Annotated in this window: 21 protein-coding genes; 8 read left to right on the plus strand and 13 right to left on the minus strand. The window is 53.4% G+C overall.

Annotation, left to right across the window (positions count from 1 at the left end; genetic code table 11):
* The first annotated feature begins 222 nt into the window (after positions 1 to 222).
* Both ACFOUO_RS09870 and ACFOUO_RS09875 read left to right on the plus strand, forming a co-directional pair.
* Positions 223 to 3525, plus strand: a complete 3303-nt coding sequence (locus ACFOUO_RS09870) for a golvesin C-terminal-like domain-containing protein (protein WP_380704685.1) — start codon at positions 223 to 225, stop codon at positions 3523 to 3525.
* A gap of 187 nt (positions 3526 to 3712) precedes the next feature.
* Complete coding sequence (locus ACFOUO_RS09875) at positions 3713 to 4609, plus strand: L,D-transpeptidase family protein (RefSeq protein ID WP_380704687.1); 897 nt, start codon at positions 3713 to 3715, stop codon at positions 4607 to 4609.
* Positions 4610 to 5271: 662 nt separating this feature from the next.
* Here the strand turns inward: ACFOUO_RS09875 and ACFOUO_RS09880 are convergent.
* Entirely contained in the window at positions 5272 to 5535 is a 264-nt protein-coding gene (locus ACFOUO_RS09880) for a type II toxin-antitoxin system RelE family toxin (RefSeq protein WP_380704689.1), read from the minus strand.
* The gene (locus ACFOUO_RS09885; RefSeq protein WP_380704691.1) at positions 5519 to 5755 is read right to left on the minus strand and encodes a hypothetical protein; all 237 of its coding nucleotides are present in this window, start codon (positions 5753 to 5755) and stop codon (positions 5519 to 5521) included. The genes ACFOUO_RS09880 and ACFOUO_RS09885 overlap by 17 nt, the downstream gene beginning before the upstream one ends.
* 334 nt (positions 5756 to 6089) lie before the next feature.
* Here ACFOUO_RS09885 and ACFOUO_RS09890 point away from each other — a divergent pair, with 334 nt between their 5' ends.
* Positions 6090 to 6569: a glutathione peroxidase gene (locus tag ACFOUO_RS09890; protein WP_380704693.1), complete on the plus strand. Its 480-nt coding sequence runs from the start codon at positions 6090 to 6092 to the stop codon at positions 6567 to 6569.
* 129 nt (positions 6570 to 6698) lie between these two features.
* On the opposite strand, the gene ACFOUO_RS09895 is transcribed toward ACFOUO_RS09890, so the two are convergent.
* From ACFOUO_RS09895 to ACFOUO_RS09910, 4 genes are all read right to left on the minus strand, one after another.
* Positions 6699 to 6866 carry a hypothetical protein gene (locus tag ACFOUO_RS09895; protein ID WP_380704695.1) on the minus strand — a complete coding sequence of 56 codons (168 nt, stop codon included), beginning with the start codon at positions 6864 to 6866 and terminating at the stop codon, positions 6699 to 6701.
* A gap of 160 nt (positions 6867 to 7026) precedes the next feature.
* On the minus strand, positions 7027 to 8133 hold the full coding sequence (gene nadA, locus ACFOUO_RS09900; protein WP_380704697.1) for a quinolinate synthase NadA: 1107 nt from the start codon (positions 8131 to 8133) through the stop codon (positions 7027 to 7029).
* Positions 8134 to 8979 (minus strand): carboxylating nicotinate-nucleotide diphosphorylase, encoded by an 846-nt coding sequence (nadC, locus tag ACFOUO_RS09905; protein WP_380704699.1) that lies wholly within the window; start codon positions 8977 to 8979, stop codon positions 8134 to 8136.
* A complete protein-coding gene (locus tag ACFOUO_RS09910; protein WP_380704701.1) occupies positions 8945 to 10495 on the minus strand; it encodes an L-aspartate oxidase in 1551 nt (516 codons plus the stop codon). Before ACFOUO_RS09910 ends, nadC begins: the two co-directional genes overlap by 35 nt.
* 171 nt (positions 10496 to 10666) lie before the next feature.
* On the opposite strand from ACFOUO_RS09910, the gene ACFOUO_RS09915 reads away from it, so the two are divergent.
* The 5 genes from ACFOUO_RS09915 (at position 10667) to ACFOUO_RS09935 (ending at position 14623) form a co-directional block, all read left to right on the plus strand.
* Positions 10667 to 11815, plus strand: a complete 1149-nt coding sequence (locus tag ACFOUO_RS09915; protein ID WP_380704703.1) for a cysteine desulfurase family protein — start codon at positions 10667 to 10669, stop codon at positions 11813 to 11815.
* Positions 11816 to 11979: 164 nt separating this feature from the next.
* On the plus strand, positions 11980 to 12738 hold the full coding sequence (locus ACFOUO_RS09920) for a hypothetical protein (RefSeq protein ID WP_380704705.1): 759 nt from the start codon (positions 11980 to 11982) through the stop codon (positions 12736 to 12738).
* 130 nt (positions 12739 to 12868) lie between these two features.
* The gene (locus tag ACFOUO_RS09925) at positions 12869 to 13972 is read left to right on the plus strand and encodes an AI-2E family transporter (RefSeq protein ID WP_380704706.1); all 1104 of its coding nucleotides are present in this window, start codon (positions 12869 to 12871) and stop codon (positions 13970 to 13972) included.
* A 134-nt stretch (positions 13973 to 14106) separates the two neighbouring features.
* Positions 14107 to 14355: a hypothetical protein gene (locus ACFOUO_RS09930; RefSeq protein WP_380704708.1), complete on the plus strand. Its 249-nt coding sequence runs from the start codon at positions 14107 to 14109 to the stop codon at positions 14353 to 14355.
* A 34-nt stretch (positions 14356 to 14389) separates the two neighbouring features.
* On the plus strand, positions 14390 to 14623 hold the full coding sequence (locus tag ACFOUO_RS09935; RefSeq protein ID WP_380704710.1) for a hypothetical protein: 234 nt from the start codon (positions 14390 to 14392) through the stop codon (positions 14621 to 14623).
* Between the two features lie 36 nt (positions 14624 to 14659).
* Here the strand turns inward: ACFOUO_RS09935 and ACFOUO_RS09940 are convergent, their stop codons facing one another.
* From ACFOUO_RS09940 to ACFOUO_RS09970, 7 genes are all read right to left on the minus strand, one after another.
* Positions 14660 to 16588 carry an FtsX-like permease family protein gene (locus ACFOUO_RS09940; protein WP_380704712.1) on the minus strand — a complete coding sequence of 643 codons (1929 nt, stop codon included), beginning with the start codon at positions 16586 to 16588 and terminating at the stop codon, positions 14660 to 14662.
* On the minus strand, positions 16563 to 17333 hold the full coding sequence (locus ACFOUO_RS09945) for an ABC transporter ATP-binding protein (RefSeq protein WP_380704714.1): 771 nt from the start codon (positions 17331 to 17333) through the stop codon (positions 16563 to 16565). Before ACFOUO_RS09945 ends, ACFOUO_RS09940 begins: the two co-directional genes overlap by 26 nt.
* A gap of 81 nt (positions 17334 to 17414) precedes the next feature.
* Positions 17415 to 18416: a sensor histidine kinase gene (locus ACFOUO_RS09950; protein ID WP_380704716.1), complete on the minus strand. Its 1002-nt coding sequence runs from the start codon at positions 18414 to 18416 to the stop codon at positions 17415 to 17417.
* Positions 18413 to 19105, minus strand: coding sequence for a response regulator transcription factor (locus ACFOUO_RS09955; RefSeq protein ID WP_380704718.1), 693 nt, complete (start codon positions 19103 to 19105; stop codon positions 18413 to 18415). Before ACFOUO_RS09955 ends, ACFOUO_RS09950 begins: the two co-directional genes overlap by 4 nt.
* Positions 19106 to 19292: 187 nt before the next feature.
* Positions 19293 to 19949 carry an MOSC domain-containing protein gene (locus ACFOUO_RS09960; protein WP_380704720.1) on the minus strand — a complete coding sequence of 219 codons (657 nt, stop codon included), beginning with the start codon at positions 19947 to 19949 and terminating at the stop codon, positions 19293 to 19295.
* Positions 19933 to 21345 carry a dipeptidase PepV gene (pepV, locus tag ACFOUO_RS09965; RefSeq protein ID WP_380704722.1) on the minus strand — a complete coding sequence of 471 codons (1413 nt, stop codon included), beginning with the start codon at positions 21343 to 21345 and terminating at the stop codon, positions 19933 to 19935. Before pepV ends, ACFOUO_RS09960 begins: the two co-directional genes overlap by 17 nt.
* A gap of 68 nt (positions 21346 to 21413) precedes the next feature.
* Positions 21414 to 22235, minus strand: coding sequence for an inositol monophosphatase family protein (locus tag ACFOUO_RS09970; protein WP_380704724.1), 822 nt, complete (start codon positions 22233 to 22235; stop codon positions 21414 to 21416).
* Positions 22236 to 22339: the final 104 nt, after the last annotated feature.

Below are 22339 nucleotides of genomic sequence, written 5' to 3' on the forward strand. Positions count from 1 at the left end.
TTCACGAACACAGGAAAATTAGGTCTTATTCCATAGGCCGAAAGTCTCATAGAATGACAAACCCCTATATACGACTGGGTAATTAGGGGCTTTTTTCACAAAAACGACTTGAAAAGTCGAAACTTCTTCGAATAACATAACGTAGGGAATTGTCAGTCATACCAGCCCCTCAAGCTGACGCTGGGCCCGGACTTTCCCAAGCCATGTCGAAAGGAGCACGATATGCAATCTTTATCTCGCACGACTCTCATCACTCTTTTAGGAATCATTACCTTTCTTTTGATCTTATCCCTCCCCATTGTTCCAGCCTCTTGGGCTAAACCCTCCGCCGTGAAAGTCATGGCGGATGAAGTGAGCCACAATACCCCTTCCAAGATGAAAAAAGGGAAAATGAAAAACCTGAAGTTGAAGGAGAAAGGATCCCAGGGCATTCTTTCTATGAAAGACGAGAAGAAGCCTTCCGAGTATGTCTCCCCGGTAATCCAATCGGACTTTCCCTTCACAGATGCCGGTATTCACTGGAAAGAAGGAAACCGCAACGTCCAAGGATCTTCGGAAGAAGACTGGCTCCACTTCCAAGTTCGAACCTCGAAAGATAACAAGAAATGGAGCAAGTGGGAAACCGTTGAGGCGGATCCCAATGAATGGCGCGACAATCAGGAAACTTCGGAATTATTTAGTAACTTAATCGTCGCCGACCATGCCAACTACCTGCAATATAAAACGACCTTCCGCCCCGGTACCGATACCGACGCGGCCCTGCAGAATATCCAAGTCACCTTCCTTAACTCGGAAGACGGGGAGAAAGTGGCCGCTAAGGGATCCGTCTCTCTCGGTTCCCTGGTGACGGACAAAGCCATGGCCGCAATCGGCCGGCCTCCGGTAGTCAGCCGTGCCGAATGGGGGGCGGACGAATCGCTGCGCTATATCGACGGCGAGGAGGATTGGCCCCGGGAATACGTATCCAATGTCACCCACATGATTGTCCACCATACCGATTCCCCTAACGACGATCCCGATCCTGCCGCCCGGGTGCGGTCGATCTACTACTACCATGCTAAAACTCGGGGTTATGGAGACATTGGCTACAATGCCATCGTCGGCAGCGACGGCCGCATCTACGAGGGCCGGAAAGGGAAGGACGGGGATGTCCTAACCCCCGGCGTCGTAGGGGGTCATGCCTACTCGTTCAACTACGGCACCTTCGGCATCTCCCTGATGGGGGACTACAGCCAGAAGGAACTACCTGCCGACATGCATAAAGCCTTGATCGACATGCTGTCTTATCAGGCGGATCTCCATGGCATCGATCCGACCGCCAAACAGGATTTCGTGCGTAACTACGAGTACGACAATCCAGATATCCCGAAAACGGACCCCGACCTCGAAACCCTCACAGGTCACGGGCTGTTGCCCCGAGCCAGCACCACCTGTCCTGGGGATTACGTGAGGAACAACCTGCCCAGCATCCGTACAGAGGTTAGCAAACGCCTGGCAACGGACGACGGATCGATTGTCCTGGATAACATGGATTCCGCCCATGTGGCTGAGGGCGACTGGGTGAAGTCGACCAATGTTTCCGGATACTATGGATCCAACTACCAGGCCAATGACGAAGCCGTCTTCGGTATCGATCCGGATACCTTCACCTGGAATTTCAATCTTCCCGAAGCGGCGACCTACCAAGTGTCCGTCTACTATACCGCTGCATCCGACAGGGCCACCAACGCCCCCTACATCATCCACACAAAAAATGGTGAAGTGACGAAAACCGTCAACCAGCAGGAAAACGGCGGACAATGGGTGGATATCGGAACCTATGAATTTAACGCCGGTGCCAATAAGATTGTCCAGACCGACGACGCCGACGGGTATGTGATCGCTGACGGGATCAAGCTAAAAAAGCTGGATTCCAACCCGCAACCTTCTAAGGTGATCGTGGATAATGAGGATACCGGGTCCACTTCCTACGTCGGTACGTGGCCAAAGTCAACCAGCGTTTCCGGATACTACGGGGCCAACTATCAGCCCAATGGTCAAGGAACGGGGAGCGCTTCTTTCACCTGGAACTTCTCTCCCCCGGAAACCGGCATCTACCGTGTATCTGTCCGTTACACCTCAGCTTCCGACCGAGCCAGTGACGCCCCTTACACTGTCACTTATGCCAACGGTTCCTATACCCATGACGTGAACCAGCGTTCCGGCGGGGGCAACTGGGTGGAACTGGGCGTTTATCCCTTCGAACAGGGAAAAGCTGCTCAAGTAAAACTGACGGATGATGCCAACGGATATGTAATCGCCGACGCTGTCCAGTTTGAAAAAGTGGATGGAATGAAGGTCATCGACAACAATGACGCCAGCGCCACCCATACCGGCACCTGGAAAAGCTCCACCGCCCAGAAGACCTTCTACGGATCCAACTACCTGTACAACTACAAAGGAACCGGGGCCGACACCTTCACCTGGAACCTAAATGCTCCAGAAACCGGTTCCTATAAAATCTACGCCCGGTGGCAGCCTTACACCGACCGGGCGACGAATGCCCCCTTTACCATTCATCACAAGAGTGGACAATCCGTCAAAAAGATGGATCAACGGGACTACTCCAAGAAGGGCCAATGGATGGAACTAGGAACCTACAACTTTGATGCGGGCACCGGCAAAGTGGTCCTTTCCGACAATGCCGACGGCATCGTTGTTGCGGACGCCATCCTGATGGAACGCGTTCCCGATCAAATCGTGAGTGATAACGCCGATACCGGCAATGAGGGCATCGGCGCCTGGAAGAATTCCTCCAACTTGCCCGGCTACGAGGGAACCAACTACCAGTACGACTACAAAGGTACCGGTGACCACACCTTTACCTGGAACTTTGAGGTCGCTAAAGCAGGCTCCTACAAGGTGTACGCCAAGTACCTCTCTTACACCGACCGGGCCACCAACGCTCCCTACACCATCCATCACAGGGACGGCCAATCCGTAAAACGGGTGAATCAGCGTTCCGGTGGCGGAGAATGGGTCGAGCTGGGAACCTATAACTTTGATGCAGGCCCTGGCAAGGTGGTACTCTCCGATGATGCCGACGGTATCGTCGTCGCGGACGCCATCAAGTTGGAGCCGGCCCCGGTCACCGTCACCAGTGACAATACCGATACCGGCAATGAAGGCATCGGTGCCTGGAAGACCTCCTCCAACCTGCCCGGCTACGAGGGAACCAACTACCAGTATGATTACAAAGGCACGGGTGACCACACCTTCACCTGGAACCTGTCCATTCCCGAAGCAGGTTCCTACAAGGTGTACGTCAAGTATCTCTCTTACACCGACCGGGCCACTAATGCCCCCTACACCGTCTATCACCAAGACGGACAATCGGTAAAAGAGGTGAACCAACGATCCGGCGGAGGACAGTGGACTTACCTCGGTACCTGGAACTTTGCCCAGGGTGCTGGGAGCAAAGTGGTCCTTTCCGACAACGCCGACGGTATCGTCGTGGCCGACTCGGTCAAACTGGTCAAAGAATAATCCTGATAGACAAAAAGGCACTGCCCTCCATCGGGCAGTGCCTTTTTTGTCTTTTCTCTGAATCCGTTTTCCTATATCTTCCCCTATTCGAGACATTCGTTTTACCGCTATGATGAAGATAGTGATGTGTGTGGGCTTTTTGACTGACATGAGAGGGTCTTCGTTTCAGAAAAAAGGGAGGAGAAGGATGATTTTGAAAAAGGGGAAAAGATGGTTGACCTCTCTGTTAGTGCTGGCCCTATCCTTCGGAATGGGTGTGGTCGTACCGGAGCAGGCAGATGCCGCCTCCGCTTTCCGGGTGGAGATCAACAAAACGACTAACCAGTTGACCCTGTATAAGAACGGGGTGGTCCGAAGAACTTACCCTGTGGCCACGGGGCGAACTCCCGACCGAACACCAGAGGGAACCTTTAGGATCATCGTCAAGTTCAACAAGCCCGGCTGGAAAGGCATCCCTGGAGGTAAACCCAATAATCCGCTGGGTGCGCGATGGCTCGGCCTGCAAGTGAATGGGGACAAAGGGCGGACTTATGGGATCCATGGAACCAACCGACCGGAGTCGATCGGCTCCCACGCCTCCAACGGCTGCATCCGGATGTACAACAAAGACGTGATCGCGTTGTACAACACTGTTCCCACAGGTACCCAAGTGACAATCCGCAGATGGAGCGGCCAGCCCGGCGTGAAACCGGTCACAGGCAAGGTCATAATCACGGCGACCCGAGCCAATATCCGCTCGAAACCTTCCATGGCCGGTTCCGTGGTTGCTCAGGCGAACAAAGGGACGGTGATCCCCCTATCCGGTAAAGTGGGTAACTGGTACCAGGTGAAACTCTCCAGCGGCAAGACTGCCTACGTCCACGATTCCGTTGCTCGGAAAGCCGATTCACCGCCAACCAACCGTCGTCTAACGGTCACCGCAGAGCTGGCTAACATCCGGGAAAAACCGTCGATGGCGGGCAAGGTTCTGGAACTCGCCCCCAAGGGAACGGTTCTTAACAGCACCGGATTCAGCGGCCACTGGCACCGGATCAAGCTAAAAAGCGGTCGCACGGCCTATATTCATCAAAACGTTGTCCGATGACAGACCCTCACATCCCGCTCCCTGCCGAAAACGGTGGGGATTTTCTTTTCCTTCTCCCTCGACTCGTGTACATTGTTATTGAGACTCCACACGGCTGAAGCCGTGGGATTCTTGGGTAGTTAGCGCCCTCAGTCCATTTCTGTTTCGGACAACTCCCAAGTTCAGGGCTGTCTCATCAGCCCATCCCATGCAGTTAGAGTGTACCCACATGGGCGGAACGCCTGTTACCAGCGTTCTAGTTCCTGATCGCTCACTCTTATGGTTTTACCCAGCGGGAGAGATTCGTTCGCCGCTGGAACCCCATACCATAACGTTTTCAAGGAACCATCCACTACCAGTGGGATGAGCACCGCTCATATGTTCGATTATACTAGGAATTGGTTTATCTTGCCACCCCCAAAGGGGGTTCCGATCAACGCCGTCTTTCATCCCACGATTGAAACCGTGGGCTTTCAAACGGCAACTTACTGTAAGTGAGTAAATAGAGCTTCACCAAATTCCTAGTAGACCGCTAAGGGGATGGGATCCGATACGCTCCAACGACCAAACTCCGGCAACCTTCGAATGGATATCAAAAAAGCGTTAAAGGGGGCTTCATATGTGTAGCAATGGGGCAGACCCCCAAAACATAATCAACCGCCCCGTTAAGGAGCGGTTGAGGTTTATCCTTTATAGATATCGCCACGGTTTCCAATGGTATGAACGATCACTTGTTTTTGTTCATTATTCAATGAGAATAAGGCCCTATATGTCCCCATTCGCAGTCGAAAGATTGGCTCTCCTTTAAGCTTTTTAACATCTCCCTCAGGAGGAACCTTTCGAAGCCCTTCCAAAGCTTTAAGAACACGGATTTGCGTTTTTTTATCCTGCTTTTTGATGAATTTGGTTGCCGGCTGCTTCAAAACAAGTTCATATGTTAAGCTCACGCTTCAAGTCCTCCAAGGAGATACCCTTATCGTCCTCTTTAGATCTGGCCAGCTCTCTTTTCTCTTCTTCGGTTAAAGGCTCGTCAACTTCTTCAATCTCGTCCCACACTTTTTTAGTCGCCCGCTCCGCGAGATACTCCATGTAATCCAGCAAACTCTTTTTTTCAGAGTCAGGAATCTGCTGAAAAAGACGGTCAAATTGCTCTTTAGGAAGTGCCACAATCTCGCCTCCTTCATGTCCGCTAAGTGAAATTAGCGGCTTTCGTCCGTTAAAACCCCGGTCTTGGTAACCACTAACGTTTATATAGGCTCAGAATATCATGTCCATTAAGGTTGGTCAAATTTGTAAAAAGAAGTGTGAATAAGCCGATCCCTTTCGGTTTCCGATACGGAACATGCAACGGGAGGTCCCACTCAAAGTTACCATTCGCAACTCTGACGGGGATTTACTTTTCCCCCTCGACGGGTAGACCTGTGCGAGGTAAATTGATCATGAGCCATAAAATCATGATGCGCAACGAAATGACCGATCTCTTTTAGGGAGGGAATACGGAATGAGCGTTTACTCTTATTCAGCTGTGGCCATCAACGGGGAGGAAAAGTCCCTGTCTGATTATGAAGGGCGCGTTCTCCTGATCGTCAATACCGCCAGCAAGTGCGGGTTTACCCCGCAATATAAGGAACTGCAGGAACTCTATGAACAATACCGGGAACAGGGGTTGGAAGTGCTGGGGTTTCCGAGCAACCAATTCAGGGAGCAGGAGCCCGGCTCCCGGGAAGAGATCCAGGAATTCTGCCAGTTGAACTACGGCGTCACCTTTCCCCTGTTCGCCAAAATTGATGTAAAGGGTGAACAAGCCCACCCGCTCTTTCGCTACCTCACCCAAAACGCTCCCGGCCTTCTCACCAAAGAGGTGAAATGGAACTTCACCAAATTCCTGGTCAACCGCCAGGGGGAAGTGATCCGGCGATACGCTCCAACGACCAAACCCCGGCACATTCGAAAGGATATCGAACAAGTGTTGAAGGGGTAGGCACAAGGGTAGCTAGCCCTAAAGATGAAAAGCCGGGCTCACGATATCTTAGATTCTATGAAACAGCCGGTTTCCTGACAATAGGGGAAACCGGCTGTTTCATGGCGAGTTACTTTTTGCCGTTGGTAATCACCGCTCATCGATCAGAGACTGGACCAGACCATGAAGGTGATCCAGTTTGTCGGGAGGAAGTGTTTCCTCTTCGCCGTTTTCTTCGTCAAAGGTTTCCTTGATTAGGTCTTCCGTTAGGTTTTTCAGGCGGTACAGGATATCCCGCTGCACTTTGGGGTCGTTCATTGACAGCCTCCCTCCTTTTCCCCCTTCATTCTTTCCATCTGCTGTGGAAAAAAACGACCGCCGACGAGGCGGTCGAGGTTATTGACATACACTGGACGGGGTGCGGAAGAACTTTGTCAGCAGTCTCGACCTCCGAACGGGCGGTCGTAGAATGAACGGGTTACACGATGGACAGCATCCGGTCGAGAGCCGTTTTGGACCACTTCGTCGTCTCCGGGTCGACGGACACTTGGTTGACCACGTGGCCTTCCGCCAGGCTCTCCAGCGTCCACAGGAGGTGGGGACGGTCAATCCGGTTCATCGTCAGACAGGGGCACATCGTTTGGCTAAGCAGTTGGATGTGCTGTTCGGGATGGGTTTCGGCCAGGCGCTGAACCAGATTGACTTCGGTGCCGACGGCCCATTTGCTCCCAGCAGGGGCGTTTTCAATCGTCTTGATGATAAAACTGGTGGAGCCGTCCAGATCGGAAGCTTGCACCACATCAAAGGTGCATTCGGGGTGGACGATCACCTTCGTCTCCGGATCACGTTCCCGAAGGCGTTTGATCTGGTCGACTGTGAACTTGGTATGGACGGAGCAATGTCCTTTCCAGAGCAAGACCCTAAGGTCTTCCATCGGGCCTTTGACATCCTCCCATTCGCCGTCCACCTGGTTCCAGACGGCCATCTCTTCCAGCGGAACTCCCATGGCATAGGCGGTATTGCGTCCCAAGTGTTGATCCGGCAGGAAGAGGATCCGCTTTTTGCGGGAAAAAGCCCAATCTAGCACGCCCTTCGCATTGCTAGAGGTACAGGTGGTGCCGCCGTGACGGCCAACAAATGCCTTGATAGCGGCAGTGGAGTTGACATAGGTGACTGGGATCACGGTATCCCCCAAGTCCTCTTGGATGACCTCCCATGCCTCTTCCAGCTCATCGATATCCGCCATGTCCGCCATCGAGCAACCCGCCTTCATGTCCGGCAGGATGACCACCTGGTCATCTCTGGTCAGGATGTCCGCCGATTCGGCCATAAAATGAACGCCGCAAAAGATGATGGCTTTCGCCTGTTCCTGGCGGGCCGCGATCCGGGCCAATTCCAGGGAATCACCGGTGAAGTCGGCATAGCGGATCACATCGTCCCGTTGGTAGTGGTGGCCCATGATCACTAGATCGGTTCCCAATTGGTCTTTCGCCCGCCGAATTCTCTCGTCATATTCCTTGTCCGTCAGGTTGCGGTAGATCTCCGGCAACTGTGGGTTTTTGGTTAACAATCCCTCAGCGATCATTTATGCTTCCCCCTTATCTTTTAGGTCCAAGCTGATATCCAGGGCCGGTGCAGAATGGGTAAGCCAACCCAAAGAGATACCGTTCACCCCGGTCTGTGCCGCCGCACGAGCCGATTCCGGGGTAATGCCCCCCGATGCCTCCGTCCAGATGCGGCCATCAATCCGGCGCACTGCTTCCCTTAGTTCGCAGGGGTCCATATTGTCCAGCAAGATCGCATCCACATCCAGGGTCAAGGCTTCTTCCACCTGTTCCAAGGTATCGGCTTCCATCTCCACCTGGACCATGTGGCCCAGTTGCTCCCGAACCTTCTCCACCGCTTGGGTAAGTCCCCCTGCTGCTGCGATGTGATTGTCCTTGATCATCACGCCGTGTCCTAAACCAAAGCGGTGATTGGTACCCCCTCCTGCCCGAACAGCGGCCTTTTCCAACAGGCGTAGGCCTGGTGTCGTCTTGCGTGTGTCCAGCACCCGGCAGGAAAGGCCCTCCAGCTCATCCACCACCTGCCGGGTGACGGAAGCGATACCTGACAGGCGTTGCAGGAAATTGAGGGCCACCCGCTCCCCGGTGAGCAGGGTTCGAGTCTTGCCTGTCACCCGGGCAATGATCGTCCCTGGCGTCACCCGCTCTCCGTCAGAACAAAGTCGTTCCACCCGGACCGAGGGGTCCAGCTGCCGGTAAACCTCTTCCACGACGTCCAAACCGGCGATAACACCTTCCCCTTTGACGATAAAGAGAGCCTCTCCCTCCGCTGCTTCCGGAATCAGGGCTTCCGTGGTTAAATCTCCCTGTCCCAGGTCCTCGTTCAAAGCATCACGTATGATATCCTGAAGCCATAACGGGTTCATCCTGTCTCCCCCTTTGTGCCATTCTCCGTCTGTTTTCCCACTCCACCAGGGTTTCCGGGCAATCGGAGCGATAGTGCCCACCCCTGCTCTCCCGACGCCACAGCGCCGACTCCATCACCATTTGTGAAACAGCAATCATATTATGACATTCAACAAAGGGTTCGGGAATTTTCCGCGCCAAGGCTGATAATGCACGTAATCCATGGGCCAAACCCTGTTCGTTCCGAATGATCCCCGCATGTTCCCACATGATTCGGCGAACTTCCTCTTTCCAAGCCGCATCGTTGCACGGGTCCGTAGATAGAGCGGGAAACCTCGAAGAAGAAGGAGAACGCACCAGTTCCGGCAGGGAAGCGGCGTCTTTCGCCACCCGTCGGGCATAGACCGCCCCTTCAAGGAGCGAATTGCTGGCCAGACGGTTGGCTCCGTGAACACCGGTACATGCCGTCTCCCCCACTGCAAACAGGCGCGAAAGGCTGGTCCGACCGTAGGTGTCGGTCCATACCCCACCCATGACGAAATGGGCTGCCGGCGTAACCGGAATCCAGTCACAGGCCGGGTCGATTCCCGCCTCGCGACAGCGGCGGTAGATGGTGGGAAAACGCTTGGCAAATCCCTCTCCCAGAGAGGTGGCATTCAGGAAAACCCGTCTTCCTTCCCGCATTTCCCGATCAATCGCGCGGGATACCACATCTCGAGGAGCCAGATCCCTCCACTCATGGTACCGGGCCATGAATGCCTCCCCCCGCTCGTTGACCAACAGAGCCCCTTCGCCTCGTACCGCCTCCGAAATGAGGAACATCGGGTTGGCTTCTACCGCCAAAGCCGTGGGATGAAATTGAATAAATTCCATATCCGCCAGAGCTGCTCCTGCACGCCAAGCCATGGCCAACCCGTCTCCGGTCACAGCTGGGTCATTGGTCGTATACCGGTAGATCTGACCACAGCCCCCGGTAGCCAGCACTACCGCCCGTGCCAAGTGGAGCACTGCTCCCTTCGTCCCCGCTGCTAAAACTCCGAGACACTCCCCGTCTTCCACGACCAAATCAACAGCCTGGGTGTGGGTGACGAGGCGAATCCGGGGATGCTCTTTTATCCGACGGAGTAGCGGTCCCATGATAGCCGCGCCCGTTGCATCTCCCGCCGCATGGAGGATACGGTTGACACTGTGGGATCCTTCCCGCCCGAGTGTCCAGCCTTTCTCCCCCCGGTCAAAGGGAGTTCCCAACTGGGCCAGCCGATCTACGGCTTCCGGTCCGCCCTCCACCAGGACATCCACAGATTCTCTCCGGCATAAACCGACACCGGTACGCAACGTATCTTCTCTATGAAGAGAGGGCGAGTCCCCTTCTCCCACAGCCGCGGCGATCCCTCCCTGGGCTCGGGAAGAGTTGCCGGCTTCCGCTCGGCTCTTGGTCAGAACCGTCACCTCTCCGTTTTCCGCTAAGGTTAGAGCGGTCATCAGACCGGCGATCCCGCTCCCCACCACCACAAAGTCGGTCTCTATCCGCTTCATATATTGTGATTCCTTTCACAAAGTATTCACAAGTAAATCACTATTATTTTCTCAGCTTACAGCCATTTGTCAACTGAAATGTTTTCCTTCTGATATTTTTTTCACAAAGTTTGCCCTGAACCTCCAATTCTCGGCTATAATGGTTGTGAGAGAGATAGGAGGTGGCACGATTTGGAACACCTATATTTTGACCATGGAGCCACGACCCTGCTACGCCGTGAGGTGAAGGAGGCCATGATTTATTCCATGGACCTTTTCGGTAATCCGAGCAGCCTCCATGATGAAGGGATGCGGGCCAAGGACGAAATGGAGGCGGCCCGGGAACGGGTTGCCGGGGCCCTCGGTGCTTCCCCGCGGGAGATCCTCTTCACAGGCAGCGGGACGGAGTCCAATAACCTAGCAATCCTCGGAGTCGCCCGCCGCCACCGCAACCGGGGAAACCATATTATCACCACCCAGGTGGAACACCCGTCGGTGTTGGAAACCTGCCGGTTTCTTGAGAAAGAGGGATTCCGCATCACCCGCCTTCCTGTCGACGATTACGGAATCATCGATCCGATAGAATTAGAAAAATCCCTCACCCCGCATACCATCTTGGTCAGCGTGATGGCGGGTAACAACGAAGTGGGAAGTCTGATGCCGATTCCGGCTATTGCCTCCCTCCTTCGAGAGAAAGGGATCTTGTTTCACACGGACGCTGTCCAGTACTTTGGCAAAGTTCCCCTAGACGTCGCAAATTGGGGGGTTGATCTTCTCTCCATCGGTGGACACAAAATTAACGGGCCAAAAGGAGTGGGGGCCCTGTTTGTGCGAAAAGGGGTCCGTCTCGACCCAGTCTTCTTTGGCGGTGGACATGAGCGCGGTCTCCGTCCTGGCACCCATAACCTGTCCGGCATTATCGGCCTGGGTGTCGCGGTTCAACTAGCAGCGAAAGAAGCCGCGGAAACGGAAACACGGCTCACCCGCCTGCGTGGAAGATTATGGGATCAGATCTCTCGGGAGATCGACGGCACCCACCTGAATGGACATCCTGTAAAACGACTTCCCCACAACCTGAACATCCGATTCGAACGGGTGGAAGGACAAGCGGTCATGCTGGAACTCAACCGGGTAGGAATCGCTGTCTCCAGTGGATCCGCCTGTAGTTCCGGCAAAGGTGCTCCTTCCCATGTATTAAAGGCAATGGGGCAATCTGACGAGGAAGCCTACCAAAGTCTCCGCATCACCCTCGGGCGGGAAACCACTGAAAAAGACATCGATATCCTCACGTACCGGTTGCAGAAGATCCTTGTCGCCCTCCGCTCCCGGATCCGCTCCTGACATGGAGACCGACTGCCAACGATGGCGGTCGTTTTTTTTCGGATTTTTCCAGCTAAACCTAGGCAGAAAATCGGGGCGGATTACAGACAATCTGTTTCATCTTTGTTACACTGGACTAGATGAAGAAATATGTCGCCAGCTCGGAAAGAAAGGAGGATTGCCGAATGAAAATCACGCAGAACCCCTTTCGTCGCATGTCCCGTACACGCAAGGTAGTCATGTTCAGCCTGGCTGGAGGATTGGTATTGACCGGGTTCGTCACACCCCCGACCGTCCAAGCTCCCCAAGGCCACGAGGTGGACAGCCTCGCTGAAAATGATCAGCCCTCTGCCAAAACGGCCTCCGACAACGAGAAATCCAAGGTCTGTCTGGCCTCGGAAAAAGGCGAAGAGAACCGGGATGTCAAAGACCAAGCCCTCGATCAGCCAAAGCAACACGCAACGCAAACCGATTACCGAGTCTCTGAGAACGAATCGGCCCAGCCGCAGCCCATTCACAGTACATACTCCACCCAAAAGCTGGCCAGTCTTCCTCGGAAATCTGGTGAAAGCTCCAAGAAAACCACAGAGCCTGTGAACAAGCCCGATGATCCGCCCACGAAGGGGGAAGAGCCCTCCTCCCCGAATGACGGGAACGAGGAACCCGGTACAGAGCCGGATGACGGACAAACCGGGACCGACCCCGATCAGGGAGAGAATCCCGATAAAGGAGAAACCCCTGATCAACCGGACGAGGGGGAAATTCCCGATCAGCCGGACGAGGAAAAACCAACTCCTCAAGACCCTGAGGAAGGAGAAAACCCCGATGGCGGGACGGATGATGGCAGTAACGACAGCCAACAAGAAGAGGAACAATCCCCCGATGAGGAAGGGAACCAGCAGAGCGGCCTAAACGACCTCATCGGCGATGTCCTCACCCAATGATTTAACCCATTTTCCCCGCAAGCCGACACCGGTGAGCGGGATTTTTTCATGGGATTCCGGTAAAATAGACTTATATAAGCGAGATATCGGATCTCCACTGCTCATCCATTCACGAGGAGGCTCGACCCATTTGCCGCAAACCAAGGCTTTTCGTTTCGGTTACGCGATTCTGCTTATCTTTCTGATTATCTTTCTAGGCACCAAGATCGACTTTATCTTCCAGCCTCTCGTCGTGCTGGTGCAGACACTCTTTTTTCCTTTCCTGTTTGCCGGTATTCTTTATTATCTTTTCCGTCCGGTGGTTAACGCCCTGGAAAGGCGGAAAGTCCCTCGGGTTCTTTCGATTCTGCTGATCTATCTCCTGTTCATCGGATTGGTCACCTTGGCTGTCTTTCTTGGAGGGCCTCCGCTTTCCAAACAGGTCACCGAGCTGGTGGAAAAAGTGCCCGACTTGATCGATAATCTGAAAGTCCAACTACAGAACCTGCAAAAAAACCCCTATGTCAACAATTATCAGGAACAGTTCAGTTTGGAGAAGACGACCTCACAATTTACCCAGTACTTAAGTGACAGCTTTACTTCCATCGTGACCAACATCGCCAACTTCATCGGGATCATTACCGGGATCGTCATCGTCTTCGTCACCGTTCCTTTCATCCTCTTCTATATGCTGAAAGAAGGAGAGAAGGCTCCCCAACAGGTTTTGCGCCTCCTCCCTTCTTCCCAGCGGATGGAAGGACAGAAGATCCTGACCGATATGGACAAGGCGGTAAGTTCCTACATTCAAGGACAAGTACTGGTCAGCTTTTGTGTCGGCGTTCTCATCTACATCGGATACCTGGTCATCGGACTGGATTATTCCCTCCTGCTCGCCCTGATAGCCATGCTGACCAACATCATCCCCTTTATCGGCCCTCTTATCGGTACGATTCCGGCCGTGATTGTCGCTTTGATCGGATCCCCTTTGATGGTGTTGAAGGTTTTGCTCGTCGTCATCATCGCCCAACAGGTCGAGAGCAACTTTATCTCCCCACAAGTGATGGGGCGTACGCTGAACATCCACCCCCTGACGATCATCCTGCTTCTATTGGTGGCAGGAAGCTTAGGCGGATTCTTAGGATTGTTGCTTGCCGTGCCCACTTACGCCATCCTGAAAGTAATCGTCAGCCACACCTACCGGTTGATCCGGCTTCGCTACCACAACAAGCGGCAAGCCCTGAAACCCGAAGATTAATCAAGAAGCGGAGCCAAAGGACATCGAACAGCCGGATCCCCTGCCGGGGACCCGGTTTTTTTATATCCATTTTGAGAGGCCGAAAAAGCATCCCCTGCATAAGATGAAGCAACTTTCCACCAAGGGGGAGCCCGATGCCGAAGAAAAAAAAGGGAAGAACGAACAATAAGGAGCGACAAGCCCAGAGGCCGATCCGCAGGAAACGGATCAAGGAATCCGACCTCTTTTACAGCCAGGTCGTGGCCCCATTACGCAAGGAATTGAAACGAGCGCAACTCTCCGGAAACCACTCCGTGATCGATCAGGTGTGGGGAAAACTAAAAGAGACGCTGAAACACCACCGTATTCTGATTGCACGTGCTACCTATATCGACCGGCCATAAAAAAAGCCTCCGAAAAATCGGAGGCTTCAGCTTCTTGACTAAGTCCTTCCACAGCACGAAGGTGGGCCGGTTTCCGGCGAAGCGCCTGTTGGCCCGACCACTCAGCGGAGCTCCCGAAGGCACCGACCGTTTAGCGGACAACTCGCTTGACCCTTTGTCCGCTGATCGGGGCCGGAGGGAGCGGAGCGGACATCTTCTACATCTGTGGGAGGAACATCTGGCGCGGTCGGAAATCCGGCCCCTACCCCTGTTCTGGGTTTATCATTAGTCTCAAAGCCTCCGATTTTCGGAGGCTTCGTAGGTTCTACGAAACCATAGCCCGTTTCAGATTTTGCAGATACCGCGTCCGAACCATCGCAAAATAAATCAGTTGCAGAAGGAAAAAGGCACCGATGGTCACCAGAGACGGAACCAACACCGATTCGATGGGAAACATGTTTTGCATCGCGATGAAGGCAACCGATGTGTGGCCTACAGCTAACCCAAAGGGAACGAAGAACAGGAGAGCAATCTGGATCCCGGCGCTTCGTTTCATCTCTTCCACCGTGAGACCGATCTTGGAAATCGCCCGATATCGAAGCTGTTCCCGCTCCAAATCGGTAAATAAGCGGAAGTATAAGAAACTGCCTGCACAGACGAAGAAGATAACCGCGATGAATAAACCGACAAACAGCGTGGCCCCGTATCCTTGTTTCATCTCCGCATAAAATAAGTCAGGAGAGGAAAAAGACGGATCGAAGGTTTCGAGCTTGAGCTTTTCCTTTAACCCCTTTGCGATCTTGACCGCTTGCGGATTTGGAATTGAGTCTTTCCATTCCGGAACCGAATAGCCGATATAGGTTTCGATTTGTTGATCCTTTTTGATTTGGTCATAAAAGCGATCCGGAACGACGAATGTGAGAGGCTCCTGGTAGGCTATCACTTGCTGATCGCTTCTGTCTGCAATCGAAAGGGATTTCTTATTCAAGCGGACGTGGGAGCCGATTTTTTGCTCTGTACGGGATTTTTCCGACCTTTGATCGATGAGGAGGGCTTGCCCCGGCTCCAATGTCCGGGGCTTCTGCTTTAAGGCCTTGGCCATTTTCTGATATTGGGAAAGTTTCAGCACACCCACGATGTCGGGAAACTTGGGACTGGAAAGCTTCCCATATAGGCGATCCGCTCGCACCTTTTGGTATCGAACCCCTGCCCGATCCAGTTCTTTTTCGATGACGGCTAGATCTGACTCTCCCTTGGCCTGATTTTTCTTCGTCGTCGGATCGAAGGTGTAATCAAAGGTATACGGATAAAATTTCGCCTGGGATTCCAGCACTTCAAATTGACTTAGGAGGGCGCCGGTGGCTGAAAAGGCCACGGTGGACACCATGGTTACCAGGAAAAACATGCGGGCATTATCCTCCATCCGGTAAGTCAAATCGGATAACCAGAGCAAGCGGACTCCCCGCCTATAAAACCGGCGTCTTTTTTTCGTCAAACGAATCAGGGCAACACTGGCCTGGGTATACAGGAAATAGGTTCCCACCGTAGTCAGGCCGATAATCGGGAGCATCCATTGTTCAAACTCACCCGGATATTGATCACTAACCACAATCGCTAATCCGTAACCCCCGACCAAGCACGCCGCTGACAAGAGGGACAAGAGGATCGAGGCCTTCGGTTCTTTCTTCGGTTTTTTGCTCCCCTGCAGCAACTCGATGACCCGGTTGTTCCGCACCAGAAAAACCGTGGCCAAGGAAATGACGAAAAACATCGGGAAAAAGGAACAAACGGTCAACAACATCGCCTTGACAGGAAAATAGAAGGGAAGTTTCTTGAGCCCCAACACATCCGCTCCGACGATGAGAAATCCCTTGGAAAAGAGGAGACCCGCGACAATCCCGCCTCCGACAGACAGAGCCCCGATAAACAGATTCTCTAAGAAGACGAGTCGATTCAGCTGTCCCCGGGTCACGCCGTGGATCGTCAAGATCCCAAACTCTTTCTTTCGCACGCTGAGAAAAGCACTTACCGAATACAGCACAAAAAGAAAGGAAAACACAAAGATGATATATTCCGCAGCCTTCATCCCTTGGGCCACTGTTTTACTCATTTCGCTCTGATCGATATCGGGATGAAAGATGAACAGCGCGTAGGTAAAGAAGACCATGACAGCAAAAGCGCTACTCAAACAATAAGCTAGGTAGGAATGGAAGTTGCGGCGGACATTGTTAAACGCGAACCGAGGAAAGGTCATGGGCATTCCCTCCCATCAGGGACAGGACATCCACGATCTGCTGAAAGAAATCCTGGCGACTCTCTCCGCGATGAATTTCATTGTACAGCCGACCGTCCTTGATGAAGACCACCCGGTGGCAGTAGCTGGCTGCCAGCGGATCGTGGGTCACCATCATCATGGTGGTGCCGTCCTCGCTGTTGATCGTCTCCATCGTCTCCATCACGCTACGGGAGGACTTGGAATCCAGGTTTCCCGTCGGTTCGTCCGCCAGCAACAAAGACGGGGAATGGATGATCGCCCGGGCGATGGCGGCACGTTGAGCTTGTCCGCCGGATACTTCATAGGTCCGTTTGTCGAGGATCTCGACGATGCCCAGCTTCTTCGCCACGGCCATCAGTTTTTGCTCCATCTCCTCCAGGCTCTTTTTGTCCAGAGTGAGAGGGAGCACGATGTTTTCCCCGATGGTCAGCGTATCGAGCAGATTGAAATCCTGGAAAACAAACCCCAGGTGACGCCGACGGAACAAAGCCAGTTTCGACCCCTTCATACGGTGCGGGTTTTCCCCCTTCAAGAGGACTTCCCCCGAGGTGGGGGAATCGATGGTCGCCACCATATTCAACAAGGTGGTTTTTCCGCTTCCCGATGGGCCCATGATACCGACGAATTCCCCTCGACGAACCACCAGGTCGATATCCGTCAGGGCCCGGTATGTCACCTTGCCTCCGTACACTTTGCTCAATTTCTCCACGTTTAACATATCCATCTTTCCGCCTCCTTAACTTGAATCTGACCTTAGTGTAAAGGAGGAACAGACAGCTTCCCATCGAAGTTCCTTAAATCAAGCTTAATTAGTTGTAAGGTCCGTTCGGGCACTGAAGAAAACGATCCGGACCGCCGTTCCCTCGCCCGGCTCCGATTCCAGCTCCACATGATGGTCCAGGTGCCGGCAAACCTTCCGGACCAAATACAGACCCATCCCCGTTGATTCACTGAAGATTCGTCCATTCTCGCCGGTATAATACGGTTCAAAAACCCGCTCCACATCCTTCTTAGGGATTCCCACTCCTCGGTCCCGTACTTCCAGGACCGCATTCTTTCCCCGAAAAAAAGAAGACACCGTTACTTTCTCACCGGAGTCCGAAGAATATCGGACGGCGTTGCTGATCAATTGCTTGAGGATAAAAGCCAGCCATTTGGCATCGGACTCTACATAAACCTCCCGTTTTACCCTCAATTCGGGGTACACACGGTTTTGAATGAAGAGCCGTTTGCTTTCCTGGATCACTTCCTGAACCAGATCATAAAGACGGACGGTTTCTACATGAAAATCCCGATCAAATACATCCAACCGAGCCGTATATAGGACGGTTTCTAACCCTCGTCCGAGGCGGTCGGCTTCTTCCCGGATGCTGTCCAGCTGGGGATCGTCCTCTTGTTCCAAAATCAGATGAATTACGGACAAAGGTGTCTTCATCTGGTGGACCCATTGCGTGATAAAGGTGATCTGATCCCGTTGCTTCCGTTCATAATGATGGATCTTCTCTTTATAATGGCGGTATTGGCTCTCCAGCACCTCGTTCAACGCTTCCCCCAAGGGAGTGGGATCATCCCGACGAATCGATTCCTCCAAGGATGTGAGAGGACGCGATAGACGACGATAAAAGGCCCGATAGGCTCCATAGCGATAGAAAAAATAACCCAACAGAAACGACGTATTTAGCAGGAGAATATACAAGAGGATGGATAGATGCTGGAAACCGGCAAACCACAGGATCACTCCCGAGACGAGGAACTGAATAAAAAAGACCCCGATCAGCGGCAAGTGTTCACGAAGAAACAGCTTCACGCTTCCTCGCCCCCTTTAAAGCGATAACCTGCCCCGCGAACGGTTTCAATCGCCCCCTCATATCCCAATTCCTTTAACTTTTTCCGCACACGGGTGACATACACATTGAGGGTATTGTCATCGACAAATTGTTCATCCCACAGCTTTTCTAACAGGCGATCCCGACTGACCACTCGCATCGGCCGCTGCAGCAGAGTTTCTAAGAGTTGGGCTTCTTTTCTTCCCAACTCGACCGTCTTCCCTTGCCAAGTCAGTTCCAGCCGCTCCGGATAGAGGACGAGACCGTCATAGGAGACGGTTCGCTCCTGTGTTTTCGTCGCATAAGATCCATAAGCCCTCCGCAATTGGCTGCGGATTTTTGCAATCACGATATCGGAATCAAAAGGCTTCGGGATGTAATCGTCTGCTCCATGTTCCAAGGCCATCACCTGATCCATTTTGCTGTCCCGGGCAGAGACGAACAGGATCGGGCAAGTGGAGATGGCACGAATCTGCCGACACCAATAAAATCCGTCAAACATGGGAAGGTTGACATCCAGCAAGACCAAGTCCGGGCTCCACTGCTCGAAGTCTGCCAATACCTGGTCGAAATCCTGCACCCGGAATGTGTCATAGCCGTACCTCCGGATGTAATTCTCCAAAAGAGACGCGATCTTCGCGTCATCCTCTACAATCATAATTTTATACATCCCGGTCACCGTCCTCTTCACAAAAGTATTTCCCGTTCTTCGGGACAGGCTGCTCAGAAGAAATGATTTTTTTGCTATTATACCCTGGTCCACTCTTCCATGAGGATGGATTTATACAACAGCTGAAAAACAAAAAACCGGCTCCACCATGGAGAGCCGGTGACACCATCCTTCTATTCCGGATCCTCTATCGTTCCCCGCGACGGACCATCATGTTTCGCATCGAATCGGCCAAGGCCGGGCACGCCGCCAATCTCCGAACGGCTTCGCGGTCGTCCTTGCAATGATGGAGCAGTTCGTTTACCTTAGCTACGGTCCATTCTGGATAGGGGCGCTCCATCCATATCAGAGGCTGGTTTTCTTCCACTATCCCTTCCTGCAACACCCGGTAGTACCAACCGCTTCTCCCCGTTTCCCTCACCCGGGCGGCCAAATTCCCGATACCCCAGCGGGCGTCTAGCTTCCAACAGGGAATCCGGGTCTGGGATACCTGAATGATTGCCTCCCCAACCCTGAATGTGTCCCCGATACATACATCCGCTTCCGTCAGGCCTACTACGCTAAAATTTTCCCCAAATCCCCCTGAAGTTAGGTCCATCCGGTTCAGTTCCTTCTGCCAGCGGGGATAGTGGCTCTCTGAATAGGCGAGGACCGCTTTGTCCGGCCCGCCGTGGTTTTTCAGGTCTGCCTGGCCATCTCCTTCCAGATTGGTTTTCTCCAATCGAAGAGGGCCTGCCACCCGTTCTTTACAGATACCACTCCTCCAGGTACGATCCGGAGTTCGGTAAGCCCGAGGGCGGCCCACCTGGATGGACCGAATGAAGGGTTTACTTTGCCAGTTCATAAATCGCCTGCGCATATAGAGCCGCCGCTTTCATCAGATCCTCGACCATGATAAATTCGTCCCGTTGATGGGCCGTCTCCTCACTGCCGGGAAAGAGCGGACCGAACACGACCCCGGTGTCCAAGGCGCGGGCATAAGTTGCACCGCCGATTGACAGAGGCTTGGCCTCCTCGCCGGTCTGCTCTTCGTAGACCCGGGCCAAGGTCTGAACCAACGGATGATGGTCGTCAACGAAATGCCCTTTCTTGTTGTCCCTCACTTCCACCGAGAAGCCGAAGGGTTTTGTCGTCTCTTCCAGCAGCCCCTGGATCGAGGTCACATCCCCGGTGATCGGATACCGGATATTTAGGCCAATGCCCTGCTCACCCCCGACCTCATAACGGAAGATACCGCCGTTTACCGTCAGCGGGCCCACGCGTTCATCCTTCTGTGCCAATCCTAGCTTCTCGCCAAAGAATCCATCCGTCAATTTATCCCCGACGAAGTCGAGATATCGCTTCCCAGCATTATCGAGCTTCAGTTCCTGGAGAAATTCCGCTAGCTTTAGGGCGGCGTTTAAGCCTTTATCCGGTTCCGAACCGTGATGGGCCTTCCCTTCCAGGACCAGGGTGAGATGATCATCGGACTCCTCCGCATACCCTCGGATACGACGGGTAATCAGGTAGTCCTGATATTTTTCTTTTAGTTCAAAGACATCCCCTTCCCCAGAGAGACGGACTCGGGCCAGGTCAGGCACCATATTGAAGCGCTGTCCAGCTTCGAAAGACTCCAGCAACCATCCCTCTTCCGGGGCTTCTCCCTTTGGCACCTGACCAGTCAGGGTGAAGTCGGCCACTCCCTTTTCAGCCGTAATGATCGGGAAGTCGGCATCTGGGGTGAATCCCATATCAGGCATCTTTTCCCGTTCAAAGTAATAGTCCATGTCTCTCCAATCGGATTCCTCATCCGTACCGAAGATAAGACGCACCTTTTTGGACAGAGGCAGTCCCAGTTCCTTAATCAACTTCAGGGCGAAGAAGGCGGCCATGGCCGGTCCTTTATCATCCTGGGCACCCCGGGCGTAGAATTTTCCCTCCCGCACTTCCGGGGAGAAAGGAGGAGACGCCCAGCCATCTCCCGTAGGAACCACGTCCAAATGGGCCAGCACCCCGATCAGTTCTTCCCCGTCCCCGTATTCCAAATGGCCCGCATAGCCATCCACGTTTTTTGCGAGAAATCCTTCTTTTTCACCCAATTCCAGCATGTATGTAAGTGCCTGGGCAATCCCTTCACCAAAGGGTGCCCCTGGCCCGGCTGTGGATTCGTCCAAAACGCTTTCGATGGAACAGAGTTCCGCCAGCCGTCGAACCAGCTCCTCCTGCTGCTTCTTCATTTCATTCTGCCATTCAATCCCCATCTCGTTTCCTCCTCTACAACACGGTGTTCAGTGTCATCCATCCAGCGCCATCTCACCAGAAAAACCGCTTAAAACCCCGTTGAGCCCGCTTCTTTCAAAGCTTGAAGTACATCGTCGTGTACATGGCCGTTGGTAGCCAAGATATGTCGTACACCGAGATCATAGGGGCGGCCCAACGTATCGGTCACATGGCCCCCTGCCTCCTGAATCAGGAGCGCACCCGCGGCCAAATCCCAGGCGTTCAGCTCCAATTCCCAAAAACCCGTAAGGCGCCCCGCCGCGACACAGGCCAAGTGCAGAGCTGCTGAACCCGCCGCCCGTACATTGCGTACTTGAGGCGCAAGTTTCAGGATCGCCTCAGTATTCACCTGTCGAACTCCCCGGGCATCCGTTGGAAAGCCGGTGGCCAGCAGGCTCTCGGGCAGAGTCTTTTCCCTTGAAACCGTTATCCGCTCTCCATTGAGGAAGGCTCCCTTTCCTTTTTCCGCGGTAAACAAATCATCCTGCATCGGATCGTAGATCACCCCGGCAACCACTTCCTGGTTACGAGCGAAGGCAATCGAAACACAAAAAAAAGGGAAACCATGGACGAAGTTCGTCGTCCCATCGATGGGATCCACCACCCACAATGCTTCATAAGCCCGGTGTTCTTCCAACGCCTGTTTGGAAGCCTCCACACCGGCGGCCACTCCTTCCTCACCCAGGATGGCATGGTCCGGGTGGCGGGAGAGGATCATCTCCCGCACTAACTCCTCCGATGCTTTATCCACTTCGGTTACCAGATCGTGGGCAGATGATTTCCTATCCACCCGTTTGGAAACATATACCTTCTCTCTGATCAGTTTGCCAGCCTCTTTTGCAGCTTGGATCGCTGTTTCCAGTTCTGCCACGCAAATCCCTCCGTCCCCGCCTGAAAGATGTCCATATTACTATACCACGCAGGAAGGAACATACCCAATGAAAAGGAGAAACACAGAAAGAGGAAAACAGGAAT

Origin of the sequence: Salinithrix halophila (assembly GCF_042650125.1) — a bacterium.
Classification (GTDB): Bacteria; Bacillota; Bacilli; order Thermoactinomycetales; family DSM-45169; genus Salinithrix; species Salinithrix halophila.